Here is a 20,107-nt window from a genome sequence, read left to right as displayed (position 1 = left end):
CCGGGGGAGCAGGCCTCCTCCGGACGCGGGCTGATGCTGGTCGAGGCACTCGCGGACTCCTGGGGCGTGGGGGCGCGGCGGGCCGGCGCACGGGTGTGGTTGGTGGTGGGCCGGGGGGGGTCGGCGGCGGGGGGGGGGGGGTGGGCGCGCGGGGGGGCGCCGCGCGCCACCGGGGGGCCGGCGACCCGGTGCCGTCGACATGCAAGGAGCGCAGAGCCGTGATCGCAGCCTTTTCGGTGACCCCGCTGGGGATCGGCGAGGACGTGGGGGAGGCGGTGGCCGCCGCCGTCCGGGTGGTCCGGGAGAGCGGACTCCCGAACCGCACGGACGCGATGTTCACCAGCATCGAGGGGGAGTGGGACGAGGTGATGCCGGTGATCAAGGCGGCGATCGAGGCGGTGAAGGTCCACAGCAACCGGGTCAGCACGGTCATCAAGATCGACGACCGGGCCGGGGTCACCGACGGCCTCACCGCCAAGGTCGCCTCGGTGGAGCGCCACCTGGCCGCGGGCGACCCGTCGGACCGGTGACGTCGGACGGGCGGTCAGGCCGGCGTCAGCGGTCAGACCGTTGACGTCGGCCGGGCCGCCGGTTCGGCCGATGCGGCCGGGGTTCGGCGGGTGAGCAGGCGGTCCAGGGCGTACGGGCCGGAGCCGAGCACCGCGATGGCCAGGAAGGCCCAGCAGAACATCACCGCGAGCTCGCCCCCGTTCTGCAGGGGCACCAGGGCGTGCTCCTGGTGGACGGTGAAGTAGGCGTACGCCATCGAGCCGGAGCAGAGCAGGGCGGCCACCCTGGTGCCGGCGCCGAGCAGCACCAGGGCGCCGCCGACCAGCTGGATCAGCGCGGCCCACCAGCCGGGCCACTGGCCGAGCGGGATGGTGCCGCCGCCGCCCTTGGCGCCGCCGAGCACGCCGAACAGCGAGGACGCGCCGCGGCAGATGAACAGCAGGCCGACGACGATCCGGAACGCCGTCAGCACGACGGGTCTGGCGGCGTCGACGGCCTGCCGGGTGTGGGTGGGACGGTGTGCGGGCATGCGAAGCGCCTCCTGTGGGGGGAGGAGGTGGATGGGATCGGTAGGGTAGCTATGGTCTAGTCCACTTGGCAATGCTCCGTCAGAGATCAGGTATGGACCAATAGTTGGCCTTTCTTGACCGATCGATCCGGAAAGGGCTATCGTTCCCGGCATGGCGCGAACGAAGGAATTCGACCCGGACGCGGCGCTGCAGGCGGCCCTGGAGCTGTTCTGGCAGCGCGGCTACGAGGCAACCTCGATGGCCGATCTGGTCGAACGGCTCGGCATCGCCCGGGCCAGCGTCTACGCGACCTTCGGCAGCAAGCGCGAGCTGTACCTGCGGGCGCTGGAGCGTTACTGCGAGCAGAGCGACTCGGCGCGGATGCTCGAACTCTCCCAGCCCGGCCCGGCGCTGCCCGCGGTCAGGGCACTGGTCCGCCAGTACGCCGAGGTGGGCGAGGGGGAGGCCCGGCGCGGCTGCTTCGTCACCAACACGGCGGTCGAGCTGGCCCCGCACGACCCGGACGCGTCCCGCCGGGTGGAGGCGAGCCTGGACCGCCTGGAGACGCTGCTCACCGCGGCCCTGGTGCGGGCCGAGGCGCAGGGCGAACTGCCCGTCGGGCGGGAGCCCCGGGCGCTCGCCCGGATGCTGGTGGTGCTGCTCCAGGGCATCCGGGTGGTGGGCAAGACCGCCGACGGCGGGGCCCGGGCGCGGGCCGCCGCCGAGCAGGCGCTGGCGCTGCTGGACTGACGGCCGGCCGGTGCGGGCCGGCGTCTTCTGCTGTGCTCATTCTGAACCGAATGGTCTATATAGGGGGGAGGGTTTTACATGGCCGCCATCACTACCGGCCGGTACGGCTTCGCGCTGCTCGGCGTCGTCCAGGCGGTACTGATCTTCACCATCACGATCCTGACCGTGCCACTGCCGCTGGTGGCGCGGGAGTTCGGGCTCGGCCCGTCCGGAGTGCTGCTGCTCAGCGCCGCCTACGGGCTCTCCTTCAGCTCCCTGTTGCTGCTCGGCGGAAGACTGGCGGACCGGCACGGCGGGCGTCCGGTGCTCCGCGCGGGCCTGGCACTGCTCGCCGCCGCCTCGATCGCCTGCGCCCTCGCGCCCGGTTACCCCGTCCTGCTGGCGAGCCGCTTCGTGCAGGGCGCGGGCGCCGCCCTCGCCGCCCCGGCCGCCGTCGCGGTGGTCCGGGTGCTGCATCCCGAACCGGCCGCCTACCGCCGGGCGATGGCCACCTGGGGAGGCCTGTCGGTGCTCGGCGCCACCGCCGGCAGCGTGGTCTCGGGCGCGGTCGCCGCCGCCGTCTCCTGGCGCTGGCTGTTCGCGGTGCCCGTACTCGTCGCCCTGGCCGGCCTCGCCCGCTCCGCCGCCCTGCCCGCCGCCGCCCCCGCCGGCACCCGCCCCGCACTGGACCTGCGTGGGGCGGCCCTCGCCACCGCCGGTGTCTGTGCGGCGAGTTACGCCCTGGTCGGCTCCACCGAGCACGGCTGGCACAGCCCCGGGACGTACGGCCCGCTGGCCGCCGGGCTCGCCCTGCTGATCGTCTTCGCCGCCGCCGAGCGCCGCACCGCCGACCCGCTGCTGCCGCCCGGCTTCCTCGCCGACCGGCGCCGCGCCACCGCACTCGCCGCCGTCATGGCCACCGCCGCCGGCACCGCGCTCACCTTCGTCCTGCTCTCGCTCTACCTCCAGCAGCTGCGCGGCTGGAGCGCCGCGGCCACCTCCGCCGCCTTCCTGCCGTACGCGGCGGTCCTGCTGCTCTCCGGCCGGCTGGCGGGCCCGCTGACCGTCCGGTACGGGCCGCCGGCGGTCACCGCCGGCGGCCTCGCCGTGGCGGCCGCCGGACTCGGCCTGCTGGCCGGGCTCGCCCCCGACAGCGGATACGCCCTCGGCCTGCTGCCCGGACTGCTCCTGCTGCCCGCCGGCGCCGCCGCGGCCTTCGCCGGTGCGGCCGTGCTCGCCACCGGCGGGGTGCCGCCCGAGCGCACCGGGCTGGCCGCGGGGGTGTTCAACACGGCCATGGAGCTCGGCCCCACCGCCGGGTTGGCCGCCCTGATGGCGCTCGCCGCCACCCGCCCGAGCGTCGTCGGCGGCTACGCCGCGGCCTTCGCGGCGGCCGCGGTGGGGCTGGCGCTCACCGCCGTCGCGGTCGCCGCCCTGCCCCGGAGCACCAAGCCCAACGGAAGCACCGTCCCCGACCGGACCACCATGCCCAACGGGACCACCGTCCCCGACCCGACCACCATCCCCAGCGCAACCGAACACGCCAACCACATCGAGGAGTTCACCCCATGACCACGCGTTTCGCCGACAAGTCCGTCCTGGTCACCGGCGCCGGCAGCGGCATCGGCCGGGCCATCGCGCTCGCCTTCGCCGAAGAGGGCGCCCGGGTGGCGGTCGCCGGCCGCACCGCCGGGCCGCTCACCGAGACCGTCGAGCTGATCGAGCGGGCCGGCGGCAAGGCGGTCGCGCTCACCGGCGACGTGACCATCGCCCAGGACGCCGCCCGGCTGGTCCGGGAGACCGTCGAGCTGTTCGGCGGCCTGGACGTCGCCGTCAACAACGCCGGAGTGTTCGGTGCGGCCGGCCCGGTCGCCGAGATCGACGAGGCCGAGTGGCAGCGGTTGATCGGCACCAATGTCACCGGCACCCTGCTCGCCATGCAGGCGCAGATCGCCCACCTGCGGGCCCACGGCGGCGGCGCGATCGTCAACGTCTCGTCCAACCTGGGCATCCACCGGCGGGTCGCGGGCGTCGGCGCCTACGCCGCCAGCAAGGCCGCGGTCACCGTGCTGACCCGGGCCGCCGCCCTCGACCACATCGCCGAGGGCGTGCGGATCAACACCGTCAGCCCCGGCGCGGTGGACACCCCGATGTCCTCCCGGCCGGGCGAGGACGCCGGGGCCAAGGCCGAGCGGATGAGGGCCGAGGTCCCGGTCGGCCGGGTCGGCGCGACCGAGGAGGTGGCCGCTGCGGTGCTGTACCTGGCCTCGCCGGAGGCGGGTTACACCGTCGGCAGCGACCTGGTGCTGGACGGCGGCTCCTCCGCCTGACCGGGCTCCTCCGCCGCGATCGCCGCCGGGCTCACTCGCCCAGCCACTCCCCGGGCACCGCCTCGTAGAGCGCCTCCAGCGCCTGCGGGGTGCGTGCCCGGGCCACCACCCAGGCCCCCTCGGCCACCCCGATCAGCGCCTCCGGCCCCTGGTACCAGCGGAAGTTGCGGCCGAGCGCAGGCAACTCCCGTAGACCGACCGGCAGTTCGTCCTCCAGTTCGAGGAAGTCGGTCAGCTCGTGGTCCTCCAGCAGCTTCTCCATCAGCGCCATCGCCGCGGCCGCCGTCGAGAAGCTCTCCTCCCAGGGCTCCCACCGCTCCTGCGACTTGTCCGCCAGGTCGAGCCGGCCCACCGTCGGTGGGTCCTCCCGGTCGAGGTCGTCCAGCAGCACACCCCAGTGCGCGCAGCCCTGGTTCTCCGCCCGGTACACCAGCGCGCCGTCCAGCACGTACAGCTCCGTCGGGGTCAGCAGCACGTCCTGGCTGCTGGTCAGGTCCGCCCGGCGGCCGAACAGCCGGTACGCCTCGCGCAGCGCCACCGGCAGCCGCAGGCCGAGGCGCAGCTCGGCGGCGTCCAGCTCCGCGTCCGTGAAGCCGTCGCCCGGGCCCAGCGGCTCGCCCCAGTACGCGGCGAAGGCTCTGACGAGCGCCCAGGCGCCCGGGCGGGAGCGCACACTTTCGGCCATTGCAGCCGGGATGTCGAATTCCGTTTCGTCCACCCGCGCACCGTACGCCACCCCTCCGACAGCGCGGTGAACCGCCGGACTGCCCGCCCAACTGGCCCTCCGCCGCCCGTTCGCCACCCCTCCGCCGCCCGTCCGCGCACGACCGGCCGAATCTGACGCGAACGCGTAATCCCGGTGACACCCGTTGATCACCACGAGGTTTCCGGGCCGTCGATCGGGCAAGACACGGTTTCGGCCTGAACCGACATCACGAAAGGCGGACGCGCGAAAGATGCCGACCGCACCGCACACCGCGGCCCTCCAGGGCCGCCGCCCACGAGCGCACCGGGGAGGACGCTGGGGCGAACACGGGCTCGCCTGGGCCTTCCTGCTGCCGTCCCTGGTGGTCTTCGTCCTCTTCATCGGCTACCCGCTGGGGCGGACCATCTACCTCAGCGGGCACGCCAACGACCTCTTCGGCGCGCCCTCGCGCTACGTGGGGACGAAGCACTACACCGACCTGTTCGCCTCGGCCGACTTCGGCCGCACCCTGACGACCACGGCGCTGTTCACGCTGATCACCGTGGTTCCCGGGGTGCTCGGCGCGCTGGCGCTGGTTCTGCTCCTGGAGAACCGGATCCGCGGCGTGCGGCTGCTGCGCTCGGCCTTCGCACTGCCCTTCGCGTTCTCGGTGGCCAGCGCATCGGTGGTGTTCGCGGTGTTCTTCAACCCCGCCAGCGGGGTGCTCAACGGCCTGCTCTCGCACGTCGGCCTCGGCCCGGTCGGGTGGTTGACCGACTCCCGCTACGCGCTGTTCTCGGTCGCCGTCACCACGGTGTGGATGAACCTCGGCTACAACGTGCTGGTGCTCTCCGCGGGCATCGGGTCGATCCCGGGCGAGGTCGTCGAGGCGGCCCGCATCGACGGCGCCTCCGGCCTGCGGCTGGCCCGTTCGATCACCATCCCGATGCTCGGTCCGAACCTGTTCTTCCTGACCGTGGTCTCCACCGTCCACGCGCTCCAGAGCTTCGGCCAGATCCACATCCTCACCAAGGGCGGGCCGGACGGCTCCACCCGGACCCTCGTCTACTCCGTCTACGAGAAGGCCTTCGCCTACGGCTCCAGCGACTTCGGCACCGCGAGTGCCCAGGCCGTGGTGCTGCTCGTGGTCGTCCTCGCCTGCACGGCCGTCCAGTTCGGCGTCCTGGAGCGGAAGGTGCACTACGCGTGACCACCCTGACCACCGAGGCCGAGAAGACGGCGGCCGGGGCGCCCCGCCCGCGCGCCCGCGCCCTCGCCGGGCGCTCCCCCCGCGACCTGCTCGGCCGCGCCGCCGTCTACCTGCTGCTCGCCGTCGCCGTCGTCACCGTGGCCTTCCCGGTCTACTACGCGATCGCCGGCGCCTTCATGGGCCCGTCCGAACTCTCCTCCTACCCGCCGGCCCTGGTGCCCCACTCGGTCACCGGCCGGAACTTCTCCGGCGCCGTGGAGGCCATCCCGCTGGCCCGCCAGTACGCCAACTCCGCGATCGTGGCGACGGTCATCACCCTCGCCCAGCTGTTCACCTCGATCCTCGCCGCGTACGCCTTCGTCTTCCTGCCGATGAAGGCGCGGGCCGTGGTGTTCGGGGTGTTCCTGGCCACGCTGATGGTCCCCTGGGAGGCCATCATCATCCCCAACTACCTGACGCTGTCCGGCTGGGGGCTCGGCAACACCTACTTCGGCCTGGTGCTGCCCTTCCTGGCCTCCGGCTTCGGCACCTTCATGCTGCGCCAGGCCTTCCGGCAGCTGCCCGGCGAACTGCGCGACGCCGCCCGGATCGACGGGGCCGGCCACTGGCGCTTCCTGTGGCGGATCGTCGTCCCGCTCAACAAGCCGGCCCTCGCGGCGCTGTCGATCTACGTCTTCCTGTCGGCCTGGAACCAGTACTTCTGGCCGCTGATCATCACCCGCACGGCGAACATGCAGACCCTCCAGATCGGTCTGACCTCGCTGCGCGACTCCGAGATGGCCGACCCCGGGCTGATCCTGGCCGGCGTCGTGCTCTCCCTGCTGCCCACCCTCGCCCTGGTGGTCTTCGGCCAGCGCTTCATCGTCCGCGGCCTGACCGCGGGCGCCGTCCGCTGACCCGCTTCCCGTCCACGACCCCGCTTTCCCGGATAGAGAGAGAACCCTCGTGAAGAAGAGTGCGCGCGCGCTCGCGGCCCTGCTGGTGGCCGGCCTGTCCCTGACCGCCTGCAGCTCCAGCGGCTCCGGTTCCGGCTCCGGCGGCTCCTCCGACGCCGGCGCGCCCGGCGCCCAGGCCCTCGACCAGGCCTCCGGTGTCACCACCGTCGAGTTCTGGCACTCGATGACCGGCAAGAACGCCGACGTGCTGAACGGCCTGGTCAGCCAGTTCAACGCCGCCCACCAGGGCAAGATCGAGGTCAAGGCGGAGTTCCAGGGCAAGTACGACGAGCTGGTCACCAAGTACAAGGCGGCGGTGCAGCAGAAGGGCACCCCCGCCCTGGCGCAGGTCTACGACATCGGCACCCGGTTCATGATCGACTCCAAGCAGACCGTCCCGGCCCAGGCCTTCGCCGACAAGGACGGCTACTCGCTGGACGACCTGGACGCCAACATCCGCAACTACTACTCGGTCGGCGGCAAGCTCCAGTCGATGCCGTTCAACTCCTCGATGCCGCTGCTCTACCTGAACACGGACGCCTTCAAGGAGGCCGGCCTCGACCCGGCCCAGGCGCCCAAGAACCTCGACGAGCTGGGCGAGCTGGCCAAGAAGCTCACCAAGAAGGACGCCGACGGCAAGACCGTCCGGTACGGCTTCGGCGCCGCCATCTACGGCTGGTTCGTCGAGCAGCTGCTCGCCGAGTCCGGCGCCATGTACTGCGACAACGACAACGGCCGCGGCAACAAGGCCGGCAAGGTCGTCTTCGACTCCGCCCAGGGCGCCCGGATCGTCCAGTGGTGGGCCGACCTGGTCAAGGGCGGCTACGCCGCCAACACCGGCCGCACCACCGACGACGCCCAGGCCGCGTTCAAGGCCGGCACGGTCGCGATGCACCTGGAGTCCACCGGCGTGCTGCGCGGCTACACCGAGGCCGCGAAGTTCGGCGTCGGCACCGCGGCCTTCCCGAAGGTCACCGCCGCCGACCAGGGCGGCCCGGTGATCGGCGGCGCCTCGCTGTGGATCAGCGGCCCCGGCCACTCGGACGCCGAGAAGCGCGCCGCCTGGGAGTTCGAGAAGTTCGTCTCCGCCCCCGAGCAGCAGGCCGTCTGGCACACCGGCACCGGCTACTTCCCGGTCAACACCAAGTCCCTGGACGACCCCAAGGACAAGGAGTGGGTGGCCAAGTACCCGCAGTTCCAGACCGCGATCGACCAGCTGAAGGCCACCAAGCCGACCCCGGCCACGGCCGGCTGCCTGCTCGGCGTGATGCCGCAGGCCCGCAAGGGCGTGGAGACCGCGATCGAGCAGACCATCGCGGGCACCAAGCCGGCCCAGCAGGCCCTGGCCGACGCCGCGAAGGAGCTGCAGCCGGCGATCGAGAGCTACAACAGCTCGGTCGGCTGAACCCGCCACGGCTCAGCGCCGCCACGACGACGGCCCGCCCCGCGCACCGCGCGCGGGGCGGGCCGCCGCCGTTCAGGCGGAGAGCGCCTCGCCGCTCTCCGGGGGCGCGCACGCGGCCGCCAGTTCGTCCAGCGAGAGGTCGAGCGCGAAGGCCAGCGCGGCGATGGTGAAGAAGGACGGTGTCGGTGCCCGGCCCGTCTCGATCTTCCGCAGCGTCTCCGCCGAGACGCCCGCCACCGCCGCCACCTCGACCATGCTGCGCTCGCCGCGCGCCTCGCGCAGCAGCGCCCCGAAGCGCTCGCCGCGATCGCGCTCCCACGGGGTCAGCGGAGTCCTCACCATGCCGACGAGTCTAGGGCCTGTCCTTCCCGGGCCGACCCCTGCGGCACCGTCGGGCGGTGCCGACCACGTCATCGACCGTGATACAAATACCGGTATAAGAATTGGATCCAGGAGGGATGCGCCATGGTCGAACTCAAGTCGGACGCCGGGCTGGCCGCGATGCGCGAGGCCGGGCGGGTGGTGGCGGACGCACTGGCGGCCGTCCGGGAACAGGCCGCGGTCGGCGTCAGCCTGCTGGAGCTGGACGAGGTGGCGCGCGGCGTGCTCAAGGCCGCCGGAGCCTCCTCGCCGTTCCTCGGCTACCGCCCCGCCTTCGCGCCCGTCCCGTTCCCGGCCGTCATCTGCGCCTCGGTGAACGACGCCGTGGTGCACGGCATCCCGGACGGCTACCGGCTGCGCGACGGCGACCTGGTGAGCATCGACTGCGGCGCCGTCCTGGACGGCTGGGCCGGGGACTCGGCGGTCAGCTTCACCGTCGGAACCGCCCGCCCCGAGGACACCGCCCTGATCGAGACCACCCGGCGCGCCTTGGAGGCGGGCATCGCCGCCGCCGTCGTCGGCAACCGGACCGGGGACATCGCCCACGCCATCGGCACCGTCGCCCGCGCCGGCCGGTACGGCCTGCTGGACGGCTACGGCGGCCACGGCATCGGCCGCCGGATGCACGAGGACCCGCACGTGCCCAACGAGGGCCGCCCGGGCCGGGGCTACCCGCTGCGCCCCGGTCTGGTGCTGGCGATCGAGCCGATGCTGCTGGCCGGCGGCCGCGACGACCACCGCACCGATCCGGACGGCTGGACCCTGCGCACCGTCGACGGCCGCCGTGCCGCCCACATCGAGCACACCGTCGCCGTCACCGAGGACGGCCCGCGCGTCCTCACCCTGCCCTGATCCGACCGGGCACCGCCGTCGACCACCCTGTCCGGGTGGGCCCGGAGGCCGTCCGGCCGGGGTGACGGAGGACACGCGGTGGTGCCCCGGTGGCCCGGAGTACCGTGCGGGGCATGAGTGATCAGGCCTTCAGCACACGCATCACCGTCCGCGGCTACGAGACCGACTCGCAGGGTCACCTCAACCAGGCGGTCTACCTCCAGTACGCCGAGCACGCCCGCTGGGAGTACCTCCGGGCGGCCGGGATCCGCCAGACGGACCTGGTGGCCGAGGGCGTCGGCCCGGTGGTCCTGGAGACCACGGTCAAGTACCTGCGGGAGCTGCGCGCGGGTGACTCGGTGGAGGTCGGCTGCTCGTTCACCTGGCGGGACGGCAAGACCTTCCAGCTGGTGCAGCGGCTGGTCCGCGAGGACGGCGTGCTGGCCGCCGAGATCACCGGCGTCGGCGGCATCCTCGACCTGAAGGAGCGCAGGCTGGTCGCCGACCCGCGCGAGCCGCTGCGCGCCCTGGCCGCCGACCCGGGCCTGCTCGGCCTCTGAGTCGGCACCCGGTTCCGCCCCCACCATCCTCCGCGGCCGGAGGCTGCCCCTGCAGCGGTCTCCACCCCTTCCCGGGGGCTTTCCCCACCCCCGACCGACCCGCTGTCCGGATGGGCCCAAGTTCCCTGCCACGGCAGGCTCTTGGACATGTCGAAACCCATCCGCACCATCACCGCCGCGGTCACCGCGGCCGCCGCCCTCGCCGTCACCGCGCTGAGCGCCGCACCCGCCGGGGCGGCCGACGTCCCGAAGCCCGGGAACGACCGCCTCGCCTGGAGTTCCTGTCCGGGTGCCCCGGCCGACAGCCCTCAGCGCTGCGCCGAGGTCACCGTCCCGCTGGACTACGCCGACCCGAACGGCCCCCGCATCACCCTCGCCGTCTCCCGGATCGCCGCCGCCGAACCCCGAGTGCGCCGCGGCGTCCTGCTGGCCGTCCCCGGCGGGCCGGGCGGCTCCAGCCTCGACCTCGTCACGGGCATGGCCGGGCGTCTGCCGCAGTCCGTCCGCGACCGCTACGACGTGGTCGGCTTCGACCCGCGCGGCGTCGGCCGGTCCACCCCGGTCAGTTGCGGTCTGGACACCGCCGACCTGGCGATGGTCAAGGTGCATCCCTGGCCGGCCGTCGACGGCTCGATCGACGGGAACCTGGCCACCTCCCGCCGCGTCGCCGAGGCCTGTGCCCGCAACGGCGGCCCGGTGCTGCGCAGCATCTCCACCGCCAACGAGGCGCGCGACATCGACAGCATCCGCCGCGCCCTCGGCGAGCACAGGCTGTCCGCCTGGGGCGTCTCGTACGGAACCTACGCGGGCGCGGCCTACGCCACGATGTTCCCCGAGCACACCGACCGGATCGTGCTGGACAGCAACGACGACCCGGATCCGACCCGGGTGGGGCGCGGCTGGCTGGACAACTACGGCCAGGGGGTGGAGGACCGCTTCCCCGACTTCGCCGCGTGGGCGTCGGACCCGGGCAACCAGGACCGGCTCGCGGACACCCCCGAGGAGGTCCGCCCGCTCTTCCTCGACCTCGCGGCCCGCCTCGACCGGGCCCCGCTGCCCTGGGAGGGCGCCAACCCGGCGGAGCTGAACGGCAACGTGCTGCGCGAGGCCCTGCTGTCGAGCCTGTACTCGAAGGCCAGGTTCCCGGACCTCGCCCGGCTGATGCTGGCCGGACTCGGCCGTGGTGAGCTGCCCGCCCCGCCGAAGCCGAGCGAGCGGGACCTCCAGGCGGTGCAGAACACCCTTGCCGTCACGGTCGGCACCCTGTGCAACGACGTCCGGTGGCCCACCGATCCGGCCGGCTACGCGAAGGCCGTCGAGTCGGACCGCGCCGCCCGTCCGCTCACCGCCGGCCTGCCGGTGAACGTGATGCCCTGCGCCTTCTGGCCGTTCGCCCCCGCCGAGCCGCCGGTGCGGGTCACCGACCGCGGCCCGGCGAACGTGCTGCTGGCGCAGAACCTGCGCGACCCCGCCACCCCGTACTCCGGTGCGCTCAAGCTGCGGGCGGCGTTCGGGAAGCGCGCCCGGATGGTGGTGGCGGACGCGGGCGGTCACGGCATGTACCGGTTGAGCGGGAACGCCTGTGCCGACGGGGTGGTGACGGACTACCTGACCACCGGCCGCCGCCCGGCCGGGGACGTCCTCTGCCAGGCAGGCTGAGCGACCGGCAGGGGGAGCGGGGAGCGGCGCGCGGGGGCAACGGGCCGTGGACGAACGGCCCTTGCCCCGGCGTGCGCGCCCGTTCGACGCTCGGGAATGAGTCGAATCCGTCGCGATTTTGTGACAATCCTTCGCCAACACCCGTCCCCCAGGGCCTGTTCACGGCCGTAGTGTTCGATCTATGTCACCGAAGAGCCGCATACCCGCCGCCTCGGACCCGGGCGACACCTGGGTGCCCCGCCCGAGGCGCCGCGAGACCCCGCTCGGCATCCTGGGCCACGCGGCCACCTTCCTCGGCGCCAGCGTGCTGGGCGGCATCCTGGTGGCGGGCCTGATCCTTCCGGCGGCCGGGGCGGTCGGACTCGGCGCGAAGAACGGCGTCGAGGGCTTCGAGAGCATCCCCGACGACTTCAAGACCCCGCCGCTGAGCCAGGCGACGCAGATCTTCGACGCCGGCGGCGGCCTGATCGCCAAGGTCTACGAGCGCGACCGCACCGTCATATCCGCCGACCAGATGTCCCCGCTGATCCGCACGGCGCAGGTCGACATCGAGGACGCCCGCTTCTACGAGCACGGCGCCGTCGACCTCAAGGGCGTCCTGCGCGCGATCACCAAGAACGCGGAGAGTGGAGCCGCCGTCCAGGGCGCCTCCACGCTCACCCAGCAGTACGTCAAGAACGTCAACGTGGAGAAGGCCGGCGACGACGCGGACGCCGTGCGCGAGGCGCAGCGCAAGACCCTCGGCCGCAAGATCCAGGAACTCCGGTACGCCATCAAGCTGGAGGAGGACCTGACCAAGGAGCAGATCCTCACCAACTACCTCAACATCACCTTCTACGGCCACCAGGCCTACGGCATCCAGGCCGCCTCCCAGCGCTACTTCGGCAAGGATGCCAAGGACCTCAGCCTGCCCGAGGCGGCCATGCTCGCCGGGCTGGTGCAGAACCCGTCCCAGTACGACCCGAAGCTGCACCCGGTGGCCGCCCAGAAGCGCCGCGACACCGTGATCGACAAGATGGTGGAGAACAAGCACATCACCGCCGACCAGGCGAAGGAGGCGAAGGCGGCCCCGCTCGGCCTCAACTACCAGGACCCGCGCAACGGCTGCATCACCGCGCAGGCCGGCATGGGCTTCTTCTGCGACTACGTCCGCCACGTCGTCAAGCAGGACCCGACCTTCGGCAAGAGCGCGGCCGAGCGCAAGCGGCTCTGGGACACCGGCGGCCTGAACATCTACACCACCCTGGACCCGGAGAAGCAGGCCGCCGCCCAGAAGGCCGTTTCCACCAAGGTGTACGTCACCGACCCGGTCTCGGCCGCGATGACGATGGTCGAGCCCGGCAGCGGCAAGATCCTGGCGATGGCCCAGACCCGCCCGTACGGCCTGGCCAAGGAGAAGAACGAGACCGTCGTCAACTACAACGTCGACGCGGCGATGGGCGGCGGCATCGGCTTCCAGCCCGGCTCCAACTTCAAGCCGATCGTGGCCGCCGCCGCCCTGGAGGCCGGTCTGCAGCCCACCCAGCGGTACGACTCGCCCAACCGGATGGACTGGCCGACGATGCGGACCTGCGACGGCACCTGGAAGAACCTCAGCAAGGGCAAGAAGGAGGGGACCATCCCCAACGAGAGCGCCTCCGAGGTGGGCCCGTACGAGCTCAAGCAGGCCATGGCGCTCTCCGTGAACACCTACTTCGTGCAGATGGAGCAGGAGATCGGCCTCTGCGCGGTCAAGCAGATGGCCAACAAGCTGGGTGTGGCCGGAAAGGCCGACGGCTCGCCGCTGTCGGAGGTGCCCGGGCTCGGCCTCGGCACCGAGGAGGTCACCCCGCTCACCATGGCGAACGTGTACGCGACCTTCGCCGCCCGGGGCACCTACTGCGCGCCGCTGGCGATCAACCGGATCACCACGGTGGGCGGCACCGACGTCCCGGTGCCCCCGGCCCGGTGCACCCCGGCGATGTCCGAGGACACCGCGGACGTGATCAACAGCGTGCTGCTCGGGGTGACGGAGAAGGGCGGCACCGCACGGGACCTCGGCCTGGACGACCGCCGCCAGATCGCCGGCAAGACCGGGACCACGGACGAGAAGAAGTCGGCCTGGTTCACCGGCTACACGGGCAACCTGGCCGGCTCGGTCTGGCTGGGCAGCCCGGGCACCAAGGTGCCCATGCGCAACATCCGGATCGGCGGCACCTACCAGGCGGAGGTCTTCGGCGCCACCGGCCCCGGGCCGATCTGGCAGAAGGCGATGAGCGACGCGGTGCGGAACATGCCGGAGAAGGACTTCACCACCGTCTACATCCCGGACCCGGTGCGACGGGACCCCAACTGCACCACCTCCAGCGGCTCGCCGGGCTCGGCCACCTGCACCGGCGCCCCCGCCACCGGGAGCCCGACGAACGGCGGCCGGCCGCGCGGCGTCAACCCGGCCCCGGGCCGCACCGGGTCGCCCGTCCCGCCCGGCGCCACCGACCCCGAGGACCAGTGAACCTCCGGCCCCGCGCGCGGACGGGTACGCGCGCGGGGCCGCGGCCCGAGCCGGCCCGATCCGGGCCGGTCGAGAGGACGGGCCCGGCCGGCCCACCACGCCTCGCCCGTCGGCCTACCGCGCCTCGACCGGCTCGCCGCTGTCCTGGTCGAGGTTGAACACCCGCCGGTAGGAGTCCGTCACCACGGTGATCTGCGAGCGCCCGGTCCAGCGGGCCTCCACCAGCCGGGCGTCGCCCCGGCCCCGGCCGACGTCCGCCAGCGACCAGCGCCGGGCCGACCAGCCCTCACCGCTCTCCAGCAGTACCTGCCAGTGCTCGTCCTCCTCCGGCCCGGTGGCGTACGAGCGGTGCACCACCACCAGGGCGTTCTCGGCCCCGGCCGGGGCGTCCTCCCGGCTGCGGGTCTCGGCCGCCGACACCTTGTGCACGGCCAGCACGCCGAGCAGGAACACCACCCCGGCGGTCACCGTGACCGCCCGGGTGGCCGTCCGTACGGCGGTGCGCAGGTCGCTCAGCCAGGCGGCGGCGATCAGCGCAGCCAGTGCCCCGCCGAGCAGCAGCCCCGGCCGGTTGAGCAGGTCGGCCACCGCCATCCGCCCGCCCGACCGGCTCTCCCACTGCCCCTCGGTGTAGAGCAGCACGGCGGCCAGCCCGCCGAGCACCAGCACCCGGACCAGCACGCGCCTGGCCCGGGACGTCCGTCGGTCCGTCGTCCGTCGGTCCACCGTTCCCCCGTTTCCCCCGTCCGCCGTCGCGGCGGTCACAGCTCGGCGAGCAGTTTGCGGCCCTGAGGCCAGTCGCCCAGCCCGGAGTCGGAGTTGAGGTGCCCGTACGCGCCCGGCTCGACGTACCGGGCGCCCCAGGCGGCCGCGAAGGCGCGGGCCCGCTCCGCGGAGACCCACGGGTCGTCGGTCGAGGCGACCACGACGGCCGGGAACGGGAGCCGTTCCAGCGCCACCGGGCGGAAGTTCACCAGCTCCGGGACCTCGGCGGTGTCGACGTCCGCCGGGGCGACCAGCAGCGCGCCCCGGACGGCGGCGGTCCGCTCGGCGGAGGCGGTGGCCGCCCAGTGGGCCGCCGTGACGCAGCCCAGGCTGTGGGCGACCAGCACCACCGGGCCCTCGGCGGCGGCCGCGGCCACCGCCGCGTCCACCCGGGCCACCCAGTCCGTCCGCTCCGGGTGGTCCCAGTCCGCCTGCTCGACCCGGCGGAAGGACTCCGGCTCGGCCGCCTCCCAGCGGGTCTGCCAGTGCTCGGGGCCGGAATTCTGGTAACCGGGAAGGACGAGGTGGGTGGTGCGGTCCGGCATGGGCTCCTCCGGAGAAGGACGGTCGTGGGCAGCAGGAGTCTAGGACGCGGGCGTCAGGCCCCCGCATCCGGGCGGCCGACCCGGCGCGCACCCCCGGTAACAGGCGCGCGCACCTCCGCTGTGCGCCGTCGTACGCCCGGTGCGCCCCGTTGCCAACGGTGCCGCCGGTACGGGAGGTTGGACCGGGCCCGGACCGGCCGCCACCGCCCGGCGCCCGTACCCGACCTGAGGCTCGACCACATGGAGGGATGTCGGCGATGACATCGAAGATCCTGCTCGTCACCGGGGACGCCGCCGAGTCACTGGAGGTGTTCTACCCCTACCAGCGGCTGCGCGAGGAGGGCTACCAGGTCGACATCGCGGCCCCGACGAAGAAGCGCCTCCAGTTCGTGGTGCACGACTTCGTCGAGGGGTTCGACACCTACACCGAGAAGCCCGGCTACACCTGGCCCGCCGACCTGGCCTTCGCCGACGTCGACCCGGCCGACTACGTGGCCCTGGTCATCCCCGGCGGCCGCGCCCCCGAGTACCTGCGCAACGACCCGGAGGTGCAGCGGATCGCCCGGCACTTCTTCGACGCGGACAAGCCCGTCGCCCAGATCTGCCACGGCCCGCTGATCACTGCCGCCGCCGGCCTGCTGGACGGCCGCCGCACCTCGGCCTACCCGGCGCTGGCCCCGGACGTGAAGGCGTCGGGCGCCGAGTTCGTGGACGGCGAGGCGGTGGTGGACGGCGTGGTCGTCTCGGCCCGCGCCTGGCCCGACCACCCGGCGTGGCTGCGCGCCTTCATCGAGGTCCTGCGCACCAAGGCGCCGCTCGGCTGACCCGTACCGCCGGCGTCTGACCCGCACCGCCGCTCGCCGGAGCCGGAGCCGTACCGCCGGAGCCGTACCGCCGGAGCCGGACCCCGAGACGCGTCGGGGTCCGGCTCCGGGGTTCCTCGGGGTCGGAGCCCGTCCCCAGGCGGACGACCCGCTCCCGATCGGCCCGGCATGGTGTCAAGTGAGCGCCCACCAGTCGGAGTTGGCCACTCCTCCGACCCCGGACCAGGGAGGACGGCATGACCGCCGACCCGACCGCCCCCGCCCCAGGTCGCCGCCGGAAGGCCCTGCGCGCCGCCGTCGTCGCCGCCGTGGGCGTCGGCCTGCTCACCGTCCTCGCCCCGGCCGCCGTCGCCGGACCCGTCGACTTCCTGCCGACCCCCGGCTGCCACGGCGCCGTGCACCTCGCCGTCCCCGGTGCCGAGGGCACCCCCACCGAGCGCGCCGCCGCCGAGCGCCGGGGCGACTGGACGGCCGCCGACGCCGCCCTCGCCGGGATGACCGGCCCCGGCTACTCGACCTCCGCCCTCGCCGCCGTCCGCGAACGGGGCCGGCTGGTCTGGCGGAACGCCACCGGCGTCGCCGAACTCGCCACCGGCGAGCCCGCCGACCCCGCGGGCGCGTTCCGGATCGGCAGCGCCACCAAGACCTTCGTCGCCACCACCCTGCTCCAACTCGTCGGCGAGCACCGGCTGGACCTCGACGACCGCCTGGAGTGCCTGCTGCCCGGCATCGTCCCGAACAGCACCGCGATCACCGTGCGGCAACTGCTCGACCACACCAGCGGCGTCGCGGACTACACCCAGGACCCGGCCTTCCGGTTCGACGACCCGGACTGGCTGAGCGACCGCCGCTACACGTCCTACCGGCTGCGGGACCTGGTGGACCTCGCCAACAGGTACCCGCCGGCCTTCGCCCCCGGCCGGGACTGGCAGTACTCCAACACCAACTACATCCTGGTCGGGATGATCATCGAGAAGCTCACCGGCCACAGCTGGAACGACGAGGTCACCCGCCGGATCATCCGCCCGCTCGGCCTCGTCGACACCTGGATGCCCGGCGACCTCCCGTTCATCCCGGGCCCGCACGCCCACGGCTACGTCAAGGCGGCCACCGGCCCGGTCGACGTCACCGTGCTCAACCCCTCCATGGCCGGCTCCGCCGGCGGCGGCATCTCCACCACCGCCGACCTGACCGCCTTCCTCGACGCCCTGCTCGGCGGCCGCCTGCTGCGCCCGGCCGAACTCGCCGCGATGAAGGAGACCACCGCCCACGGGGAGGGCCGGACGTACGGCCTCGGCCTCCAGCGCCTGGACACCCCCTGCGGCCCCTTCTGGGGCCACGCCGGCGGCATCCCCGGCTACAGCACGATGATGCTCGCCTCCCCGGACGGACGGCGCGCGTTCGCCGCGAACACCACCGTCTACGACATCCCGGACCCGGACGCCGCCAACGCGGCCTGGCACAGGGTGACCACGACCGCCCTCTGCGGCGCCCAGCCCGCCGCCGCCGTACCCGACCTCGCCCGCATGGCACCGTGACCGACCCCCTACGCTGACCGGCGACCCAACGGCCCACACCGTCACCAGGAGGACGTGCCATGGCAGAGCCGCTGATCGCCGCAGTCGGGGGCAGGGAGCCCGCCGTCGACCCGGGCGCCTTCGTGGCCCCGAACGCCGTCGTGATCGGGGACGTGACCGTCGCCGCCGGCGCGAGCGTCTGGTACGGCGCGGTGCTGCGCGGCGACGCCGAGTCGATCACCGTCGGCGCGGGCAGCAACATCCAGGACAACTGCACCCTGCACGCCGACCCCGGCTTCCCGCTGGTGGTCGGCGAGCGGATCTCGGTCGGCCACAACGCCGTGCTGCACGGCTGCACGGTCGAGGACGACGTGCTGGTGGGCATGAGCGCCACCGTGCTCAACGGCGCCCGGATCGGCACCGGCTCGCTGGTCGCGGCCGGCGCGGTGGTGCCGCAGGGCATGGTCGTCCCGCCCGGCTCGCTGGTCGCCGGCGTCCCGGCCAAGGTCCGCCGCGAGCTGACCGAGGACGAGAAGTCGGGCATCAGGGACAACGGCGCCGGCTACCAGCTCCTCGCCGAGGCCCACCGGGAGATCTAGACCGTGGTCATCGCGGCCGCCGCCGGTTCCGTCGGAACGGGCGCCGGCCGGCGCCGGTCGATGGCCCAGGCGAGCACCGCGACCAGCGTTCCCGAGGCGGCCAGGACCGCGCCGACCAGCGTCGGCGCGGTCCAGCCGAGCCCGGCGTCCAGGGCGAGCCCGCCGAAGTACGCGCCCTGGGCGTTGGCCAGGTTGAAGGCGCCCTGCACCGTCGCCGAGGCCAGGGTCGGCGCGCTGCGCGCCTTCTGCAGCACCAGGGTCTGCACGGCCGGCACGATCGCGAAGCCGAACAGCCCGATCAGCACCACCGTGACGGCCGCCGACCAGCGGGCGTGCGCGGTCACCGCGAACAGCGCCAGGGTGGCGGAGAGCAGCACGAAGGCCGCGCAGACGGTCGGGCGCAGCGCCCGGTCGGCGGCGAACCCGCCCAGCACGTTGCCGATCGTCATGCCGACCCCGAACAGTGCCAGCACCAGCGTCACCGAGCCGGTGGCGTACCCGGAGACCTCGGTGAGCAGCGGCGTGATGTAGCTGTAGCAGGCGAAGAAGCCGCCGCAGCCGAACACCACGGTGGCCAGCGCCAGCCAGAGCTGCCCGCTGCGGAAGGCCCGCAGCTCGTGCCGGAGCCCGGACTGGCCGGGGGAGGGCAGCGCGGGCACCAGCCGGGCGATGGCGACCGTCCCGGCCGCCGCGATCAGCACGACCACCAGCATGGTCGCCCGCCAGCCCAGGTGCTGGCCGAGCAGGGTCGCGGCCGGGACGCCGACGATGTTGGCGACGGTCAGTCCGGAGAACATCACGGCCACCGCCCGGGCCCGCCGGTCCGGCGCGACCAGTTCGGCCGCCGCCACCGCGCCCGCGCCGAAGAACGCGCCGTGCGGCAGCCCGGTGACCAGCCGGGCGGCGGCCAGCGTCCAGAAGTCCGGGGCCACCGCGCAGAGCAGGTTGCCGATCGCGAACAGCCCGGCCAGCGCCACCAGCACCGCCTTGCGCGGCCGCCCGGCGGCGAGTGCGGTCAGCAGCGGCGCACCGACCACCACCCCCAGCGCGTACGCCGAGATCAGCCAGCCCGCCTGCGGGATGGAGACGTGGAGGCTGTCGGCGACCTGGGGGAGCAGCCCCATGGCGGCGAATTCGGTGGTTCCGATGGCGAACGCGGTGACGGCCAGCGCGAGCAGCGCGAGAGGCAAGGGGGTGACTCCGGGGTGACGCCGACGGACCGGGAGAGCGCGCGGCGGGACGAGAAAGGGGCGAAGGTGGGATGAATTCGTTCGTTCGGCATCCTAATCCGGCCGGATGACGGCGCCGTGAGGTGCGTGTGACGAAAGGGGGTCGCCGCCGCGGCCCCCGCGCGCGAGACTGGGAGCATGTGCCGCAACATCAAGACTCTGCGACCCCCCGTCACGTCCGACGCCGACGAGGAGGACTTCCACGCGGCGGCTCTCCAGTACGTCCGCAAGGTGTCCGGGTTCCGCGCCCCCGCGGCGCACAACCGGGAGGCCTTCGACCGGGCCGTGGAGGCGGTCGCCGAGGCCACCGCCCGGTTGCTCGCGGAACTGGAGGTCCGCGGCTCGCACATTCGGGCCGCCGTGCCGGCCGAGGCCGCCGGGTAGGCAGGAGCA

The 20,107-nt window shown here is 73.6% G+C and carries 21 protein-coding genes; 15 read left to right on the top strand and 6 right to left on the bottom strand.

The annotated features are described in order from the left end of the window. The first annotated feature begins 218 nt into the window (after window positions 1-218). Complete coding sequence (locus ACGF13_RS36475) at window positions 219-530, top strand: MTH1187 family thiamine-binding protein (protein WP_392883588.1); 312 nt, start codon at window positions 219-221, stop codon at window positions 528-530. Between the two features lie 32 nt (window positions 531-562). Here ACGF13_RS36475 and ACGF13_RS36470 read toward each other — a convergent pair whose 3' ends face one another. Then, on the bottom strand, window positions 563-1,039 hold the full coding sequence (locus ACGF13_RS36470; RefSeq protein ID WP_392883586.1) for a DoxX family protein: 477 nt from the start codon (window positions 1,037-1,039) through the stop codon (window positions 563-565). Between the two features lie 151 nt (window positions 1,040-1,190). On the opposite strand from ACGF13_RS36470, the gene ACGF13_RS36465 reads away from it, so the two are divergent. The 3 genes from ACGF13_RS36465 (at window position 1,191) to ACGF13_RS36455 (ending at window position 4,078) form a co-directional block, all read left to right on the top strand. Then, window positions 1,191-1,769: a TetR/AcrR family transcriptional regulator gene (locus ACGF13_RS36465; RefSeq protein WP_392883584.1), complete on the top strand. Its 579-nt coding sequence runs from the start codon at window positions 1,191-1,193 to the stop codon at window positions 1,767-1,769. A 78-nt stretch (window positions 1,770-1,847) separates the two neighbouring features. After that, on the top strand, window positions 1,848-3,320 hold the full coding sequence (locus ACGF13_RS36460; protein ID WP_392883583.1) for an MFS transporter: 1,473 nt from the start codon (window positions 1,848-1,850) through the stop codon (window positions 3,318-3,320). Further along, entirely contained in the window at window positions 3,317-4,078 is a 762-nt protein-coding gene (locus ACGF13_RS36455) for an SDR family NAD(P)-dependent oxidoreductase (protein WP_392883581.1), read from the top strand. Before ACGF13_RS36460 ends, ACGF13_RS36455 begins: the two co-directional genes overlap by 4 nt. A 31-nt stretch (window positions 4,079-4,109) precedes the next feature. Here the strand turns inward: ACGF13_RS36455 and ACGF13_RS36450 are convergent, their stop codons facing one another. Further along, window positions 4,110-4,796: an SMI1/KNR4 family protein gene (locus ACGF13_RS36450; protein WP_392883579.1), complete on the bottom strand. Its 687-nt coding sequence runs from the start codon at window positions 4,794-4,796 to the stop codon at window positions 4,110-4,112. Window positions 4,797-5,034: 238 nt separating this feature from the next. On the opposite strand from ACGF13_RS36450, the gene ACGF13_RS36445 reads away from it, so the two are divergent. Genes ACGF13_RS36445 through ACGF13_RS36435 form a run of 3 tightly spaced genes read left to right on the top strand, consistent with a single transcriptional unit; the run spans window position 5,035 to window position 8,313 of the window. Beyond that, window positions 5,035-5,973, top strand: coding sequence for a carbohydrate ABC transporter permease (locus ACGF13_RS36445; protein ID WP_392883577.1), 939 nt, complete (start codon window positions 5,035-5,037; stop codon window positions 5,971-5,973). Then, a complete protein-coding gene (locus tag ACGF13_RS36440) occupies window positions 5,970-6,869 on the top strand; it encodes a carbohydrate ABC transporter permease (RefSeq protein ID WP_392883576.1) in 900 nt (299 codons plus the stop codon). The genes ACGF13_RS36445 and ACGF13_RS36440 overlap by 4 nt, the downstream gene beginning before the upstream one ends. 49 nt (window positions 6,870-6,918) lie before the next feature. Beyond that, a complete protein-coding gene (locus tag ACGF13_RS36435) occupies window positions 6,919-8,313 on the top strand; it encodes an ABC transporter substrate-binding protein (protein WP_392883575.1) in 1,395 nt (464 codons plus the stop codon). A 72-nt stretch (window positions 8,314-8,385) separates the two neighbouring features. Here the strand turns inward: ACGF13_RS36435 and ACGF13_RS36430 are convergent, their stop codons facing one another. Further along, entirely contained in the window at window positions 8,386-8,655 is a 270-nt protein-coding gene (locus tag ACGF13_RS36430) for a helix-turn-helix domain-containing protein (protein ID WP_392883574.1), read from the bottom strand. Window positions 8,656-8,778: 123 nt separating this feature from the next. Between ACGF13_RS36430 and map the strand changes: the two genes are divergently transcribed. The 4 genes from map (at window position 8,779) to ACGF13_RS36410 (ending at window position 14,235) form a co-directional block, all read left to right on the top strand. After that, window positions 8,779-9,546 (top strand): type I methionyl aminopeptidase, encoded by a 768-nt coding sequence (map, locus tag ACGF13_RS36425; RefSeq protein ID WP_392883573.1) that lies wholly within the window; start codon window positions 8,779-8,781, stop codon window positions 9,544-9,546. A 113-nt stretch (window positions 9,547-9,659) separates the two neighbouring features. Then, window positions 9,660-10,085: an acyl-CoA thioesterase gene (locus ACGF13_RS36420; protein WP_392883571.1), complete on the top strand. Its 426-nt coding sequence runs from the start codon at window positions 9,660-9,662 to the stop codon at window positions 10,083-10,085. A 147-nt stretch (window positions 10,086-10,232) separates the two neighbouring features. Next, a complete protein-coding gene (locus ACGF13_RS36415; protein WP_392883570.1) occupies window positions 10,233-11,744 on the top strand; it encodes an alpha/beta hydrolase in 1,512 nt (503 codons plus the stop codon). Window positions 11,745-11,925: 181 nt separating this feature from the next. Further along, on the top strand, window positions 11,926-14,235 hold the full coding sequence (locus ACGF13_RS36410) for a transglycosylase domain-containing protein (RefSeq protein ID WP_392883568.1): 2,310 nt from the start codon (window positions 11,926-11,928) through the stop codon (window positions 14,233-14,235). 114 nt (window positions 14,236-14,349) lie between these two features. Here the strand turns inward: ACGF13_RS36410 and ACGF13_RS36405 are convergent, their stop codons facing one another. Continuing rightward, window positions 14,350-14,961, bottom strand: coding sequence for a hypothetical protein (locus tag ACGF13_RS36405; RefSeq protein ID WP_392883567.1), 612 nt, complete (start codon window positions 14,959-14,961; stop codon window positions 14,350-14,352). 35 nt (window positions 14,962-14,996) lie between these two features. Then, window positions 14,997-15,545 carry an RBBP9/YdeN family alpha/beta hydrolase gene (locus ACGF13_RS36400; RefSeq protein ID WP_392883566.1) on the bottom strand — a complete coding sequence of 183 codons (549 nt, stop codon included), beginning with the start codon at window positions 15,543-15,545 and terminating at the stop codon, window positions 14,997-14,999. Between the two features lie 257 nt (window positions 15,546-15,802). Here ACGF13_RS36400 and ACGF13_RS36395 point away from each other — a divergent pair, with 257 nt between their 5' ends. The 3 genes from ACGF13_RS36395 (at window position 15,803) to ACGF13_RS36385 (ending at window position 18,485) form a co-directional block, all read left to right on the top strand. After that, window positions 15,803-16,369 carry a DJ-1/PfpI family protein gene (locus ACGF13_RS36395; protein WP_392883564.1) on the top strand — a complete coding sequence of 189 codons (567 nt, stop codon included), beginning with the start codon at window positions 15,803-15,805 and terminating at the stop codon, window positions 16,367-16,369. Window positions 16,370-16,605: 236 nt separating this feature from the next. Continuing rightward, window positions 16,606-17,907, top strand: coding sequence for a serine hydrolase domain-containing protein (locus ACGF13_RS36390; RefSeq protein ID WP_392883562.1), 1,302 nt, complete (start codon window positions 16,606-16,608; stop codon window positions 17,905-17,907). Between the two features lie 59 nt (window positions 17,908-17,966). After that, on the top strand, window positions 17,967-18,485 hold the full coding sequence (locus ACGF13_RS36385) for a gamma carbonic anhydrase family protein (RefSeq protein WP_392883561.1): 519 nt from the start codon (window positions 17,967-17,969) through the stop codon (window positions 18,483-18,485). Here the strand turns inward: ACGF13_RS36385 and ACGF13_RS36380 are convergent. Continuing rightward, window positions 18,482-19,675 carry an MFS transporter gene (locus ACGF13_RS36380; protein ID WP_392883559.1) on the bottom strand — a complete coding sequence of 398 codons (1,194 nt, stop codon included), beginning with the start codon at window positions 19,673-19,675 and terminating at the stop codon, window positions 18,482-18,484. The two genes, ACGF13_RS36385 and ACGF13_RS36380, sit on opposite strands and share 4 nt — an antisense overlap. A 177-nt stretch (window positions 19,676-19,852) precedes the next feature. Here ACGF13_RS36380 and ACGF13_RS36375 point away from each other — a divergent pair, with 177 nt between their 5' ends. Beyond that, window positions 19,853-20,098: a DUF2277 domain-containing protein gene (locus ACGF13_RS36375; protein ID WP_392883558.1), complete on the top strand. Its 246-nt coding sequence runs from the start codon at window positions 19,853-19,855 to the stop codon at window positions 20,096-20,098. Window positions 20,099-20,107 lie beyond the last annotated feature (9 nt).

It is taken from the genome of Kitasatospora sp. NPDC048286, from assembly GCF_043201735.1.
Taxonomy (GTDB): Bacteria; Actinomycetota; Actinomycetes; order Streptomycetales; family Streptomycetaceae; genus Kitasatospora.
The sequence above is the reverse complement of the archived record's forward strand: the minus strand, read 5'-3'. Positions and strand labels throughout refer to the sequence as shown.

Bases quoted from the DNA above. Each gene is read 5' to 3' on its own strand.
- ACGF13_RS36470 (WP_392883586.1), bottom strand. From the start codon at position 1,039: ATGCCCGCACACCGTCCCACCCACACCCGGCAGGCCGTCGACGCCGCC.
- ACGF13_RS36465 (WP_392883584.1), top strand. From the start codon at position 1,191: ATGGCGCGAACGAAGGAATTCGACCCGGACGCGGCGCTGCAGGCGGCC.
- ACGF13_RS36460 (WP_392883583.1), top strand. From the start codon at position 1,848: ATGGCCGCCATCACTACCGGCCGGTACGGCTTCGCGCTGCTCGGCGTC.
- ACGF13_RS36455 (WP_392883581.1), top strand. From the start codon at position 3,317: ATGACCACGCGTTTCGCCGACAAGTCCGTCCTGGTCACCGGCGCCGGC.
- ACGF13_RS36445 (WP_392883577.1), top strand. From the start codon at position 5,035: ATGCCGACCGCACCGCACACCGCGGCCCTCCAGGGCCGCCGCCCACGA.
- ACGF13_RS36430 (WP_392883574.1), bottom strand. From the start codon at position 8,655: ATGGTGAGGACTCCGCTGACCCCGTGGGAGCGCGATCGCGGCGAGCGC.
- map (WP_392883573.1), top strand. From the start codon at position 8,779: ATGGTCGAACTCAAGTCGGACGCCGGGCTGGCCGCGATGCGCGAGGCC.
- ACGF13_RS36420 (WP_392883571.1), top strand. From the start codon at position 9,660: ATGAGTGATCAGGCCTTCAGCACACGCATCACCGTCCGCGGCTACGAG.
- ACGF13_RS36415 (WP_392883570.1), top strand. From the start codon at position 10,233: ATGTCGAAACCCATCCGCACCATCACCGCCGCGGTCACCGCGGCCGCC.
- ACGF13_RS36410 (WP_392883568.1), top strand. From the start codon at position 11,926: ATGTCACCGAAGAGCCGCATACCCGCCGCCTCGGACCCGGGCGACACC.
- ACGF13_RS36400 (WP_392883566.1), bottom strand. From the start codon at position 15,545: ATGCCGGACCGCACCACCCACCTCGTCCTTCCCGGTTACCAGAATTCC.
- ACGF13_RS36395 (WP_392883564.1), top strand. From the start codon at position 15,803: ATGACATCGAAGATCCTGCTCGTCACCGGGGACGCCGCCGAGTCACTG.
- ACGF13_RS36390 (WP_392883562.1), top strand. From the start codon at position 16,606: ATGACCGCCGACCCGACCGCCCCCGCCCCAGGTCGCCGCCGGAAGGCC.
- ACGF13_RS36385 (WP_392883561.1), top strand. From the start codon at position 17,967: ATGGCAGAGCCGCTGATCGCCGCAGTCGGGGGCAGGGAGCCCGCCGTC.
- ACGF13_RS36375 (WP_392883558.1), top strand. From the start codon at position 19,853: ATGTGCCGCAACATCAAGACTCTGCGACCCCCCGTCACGTCCGACGCC.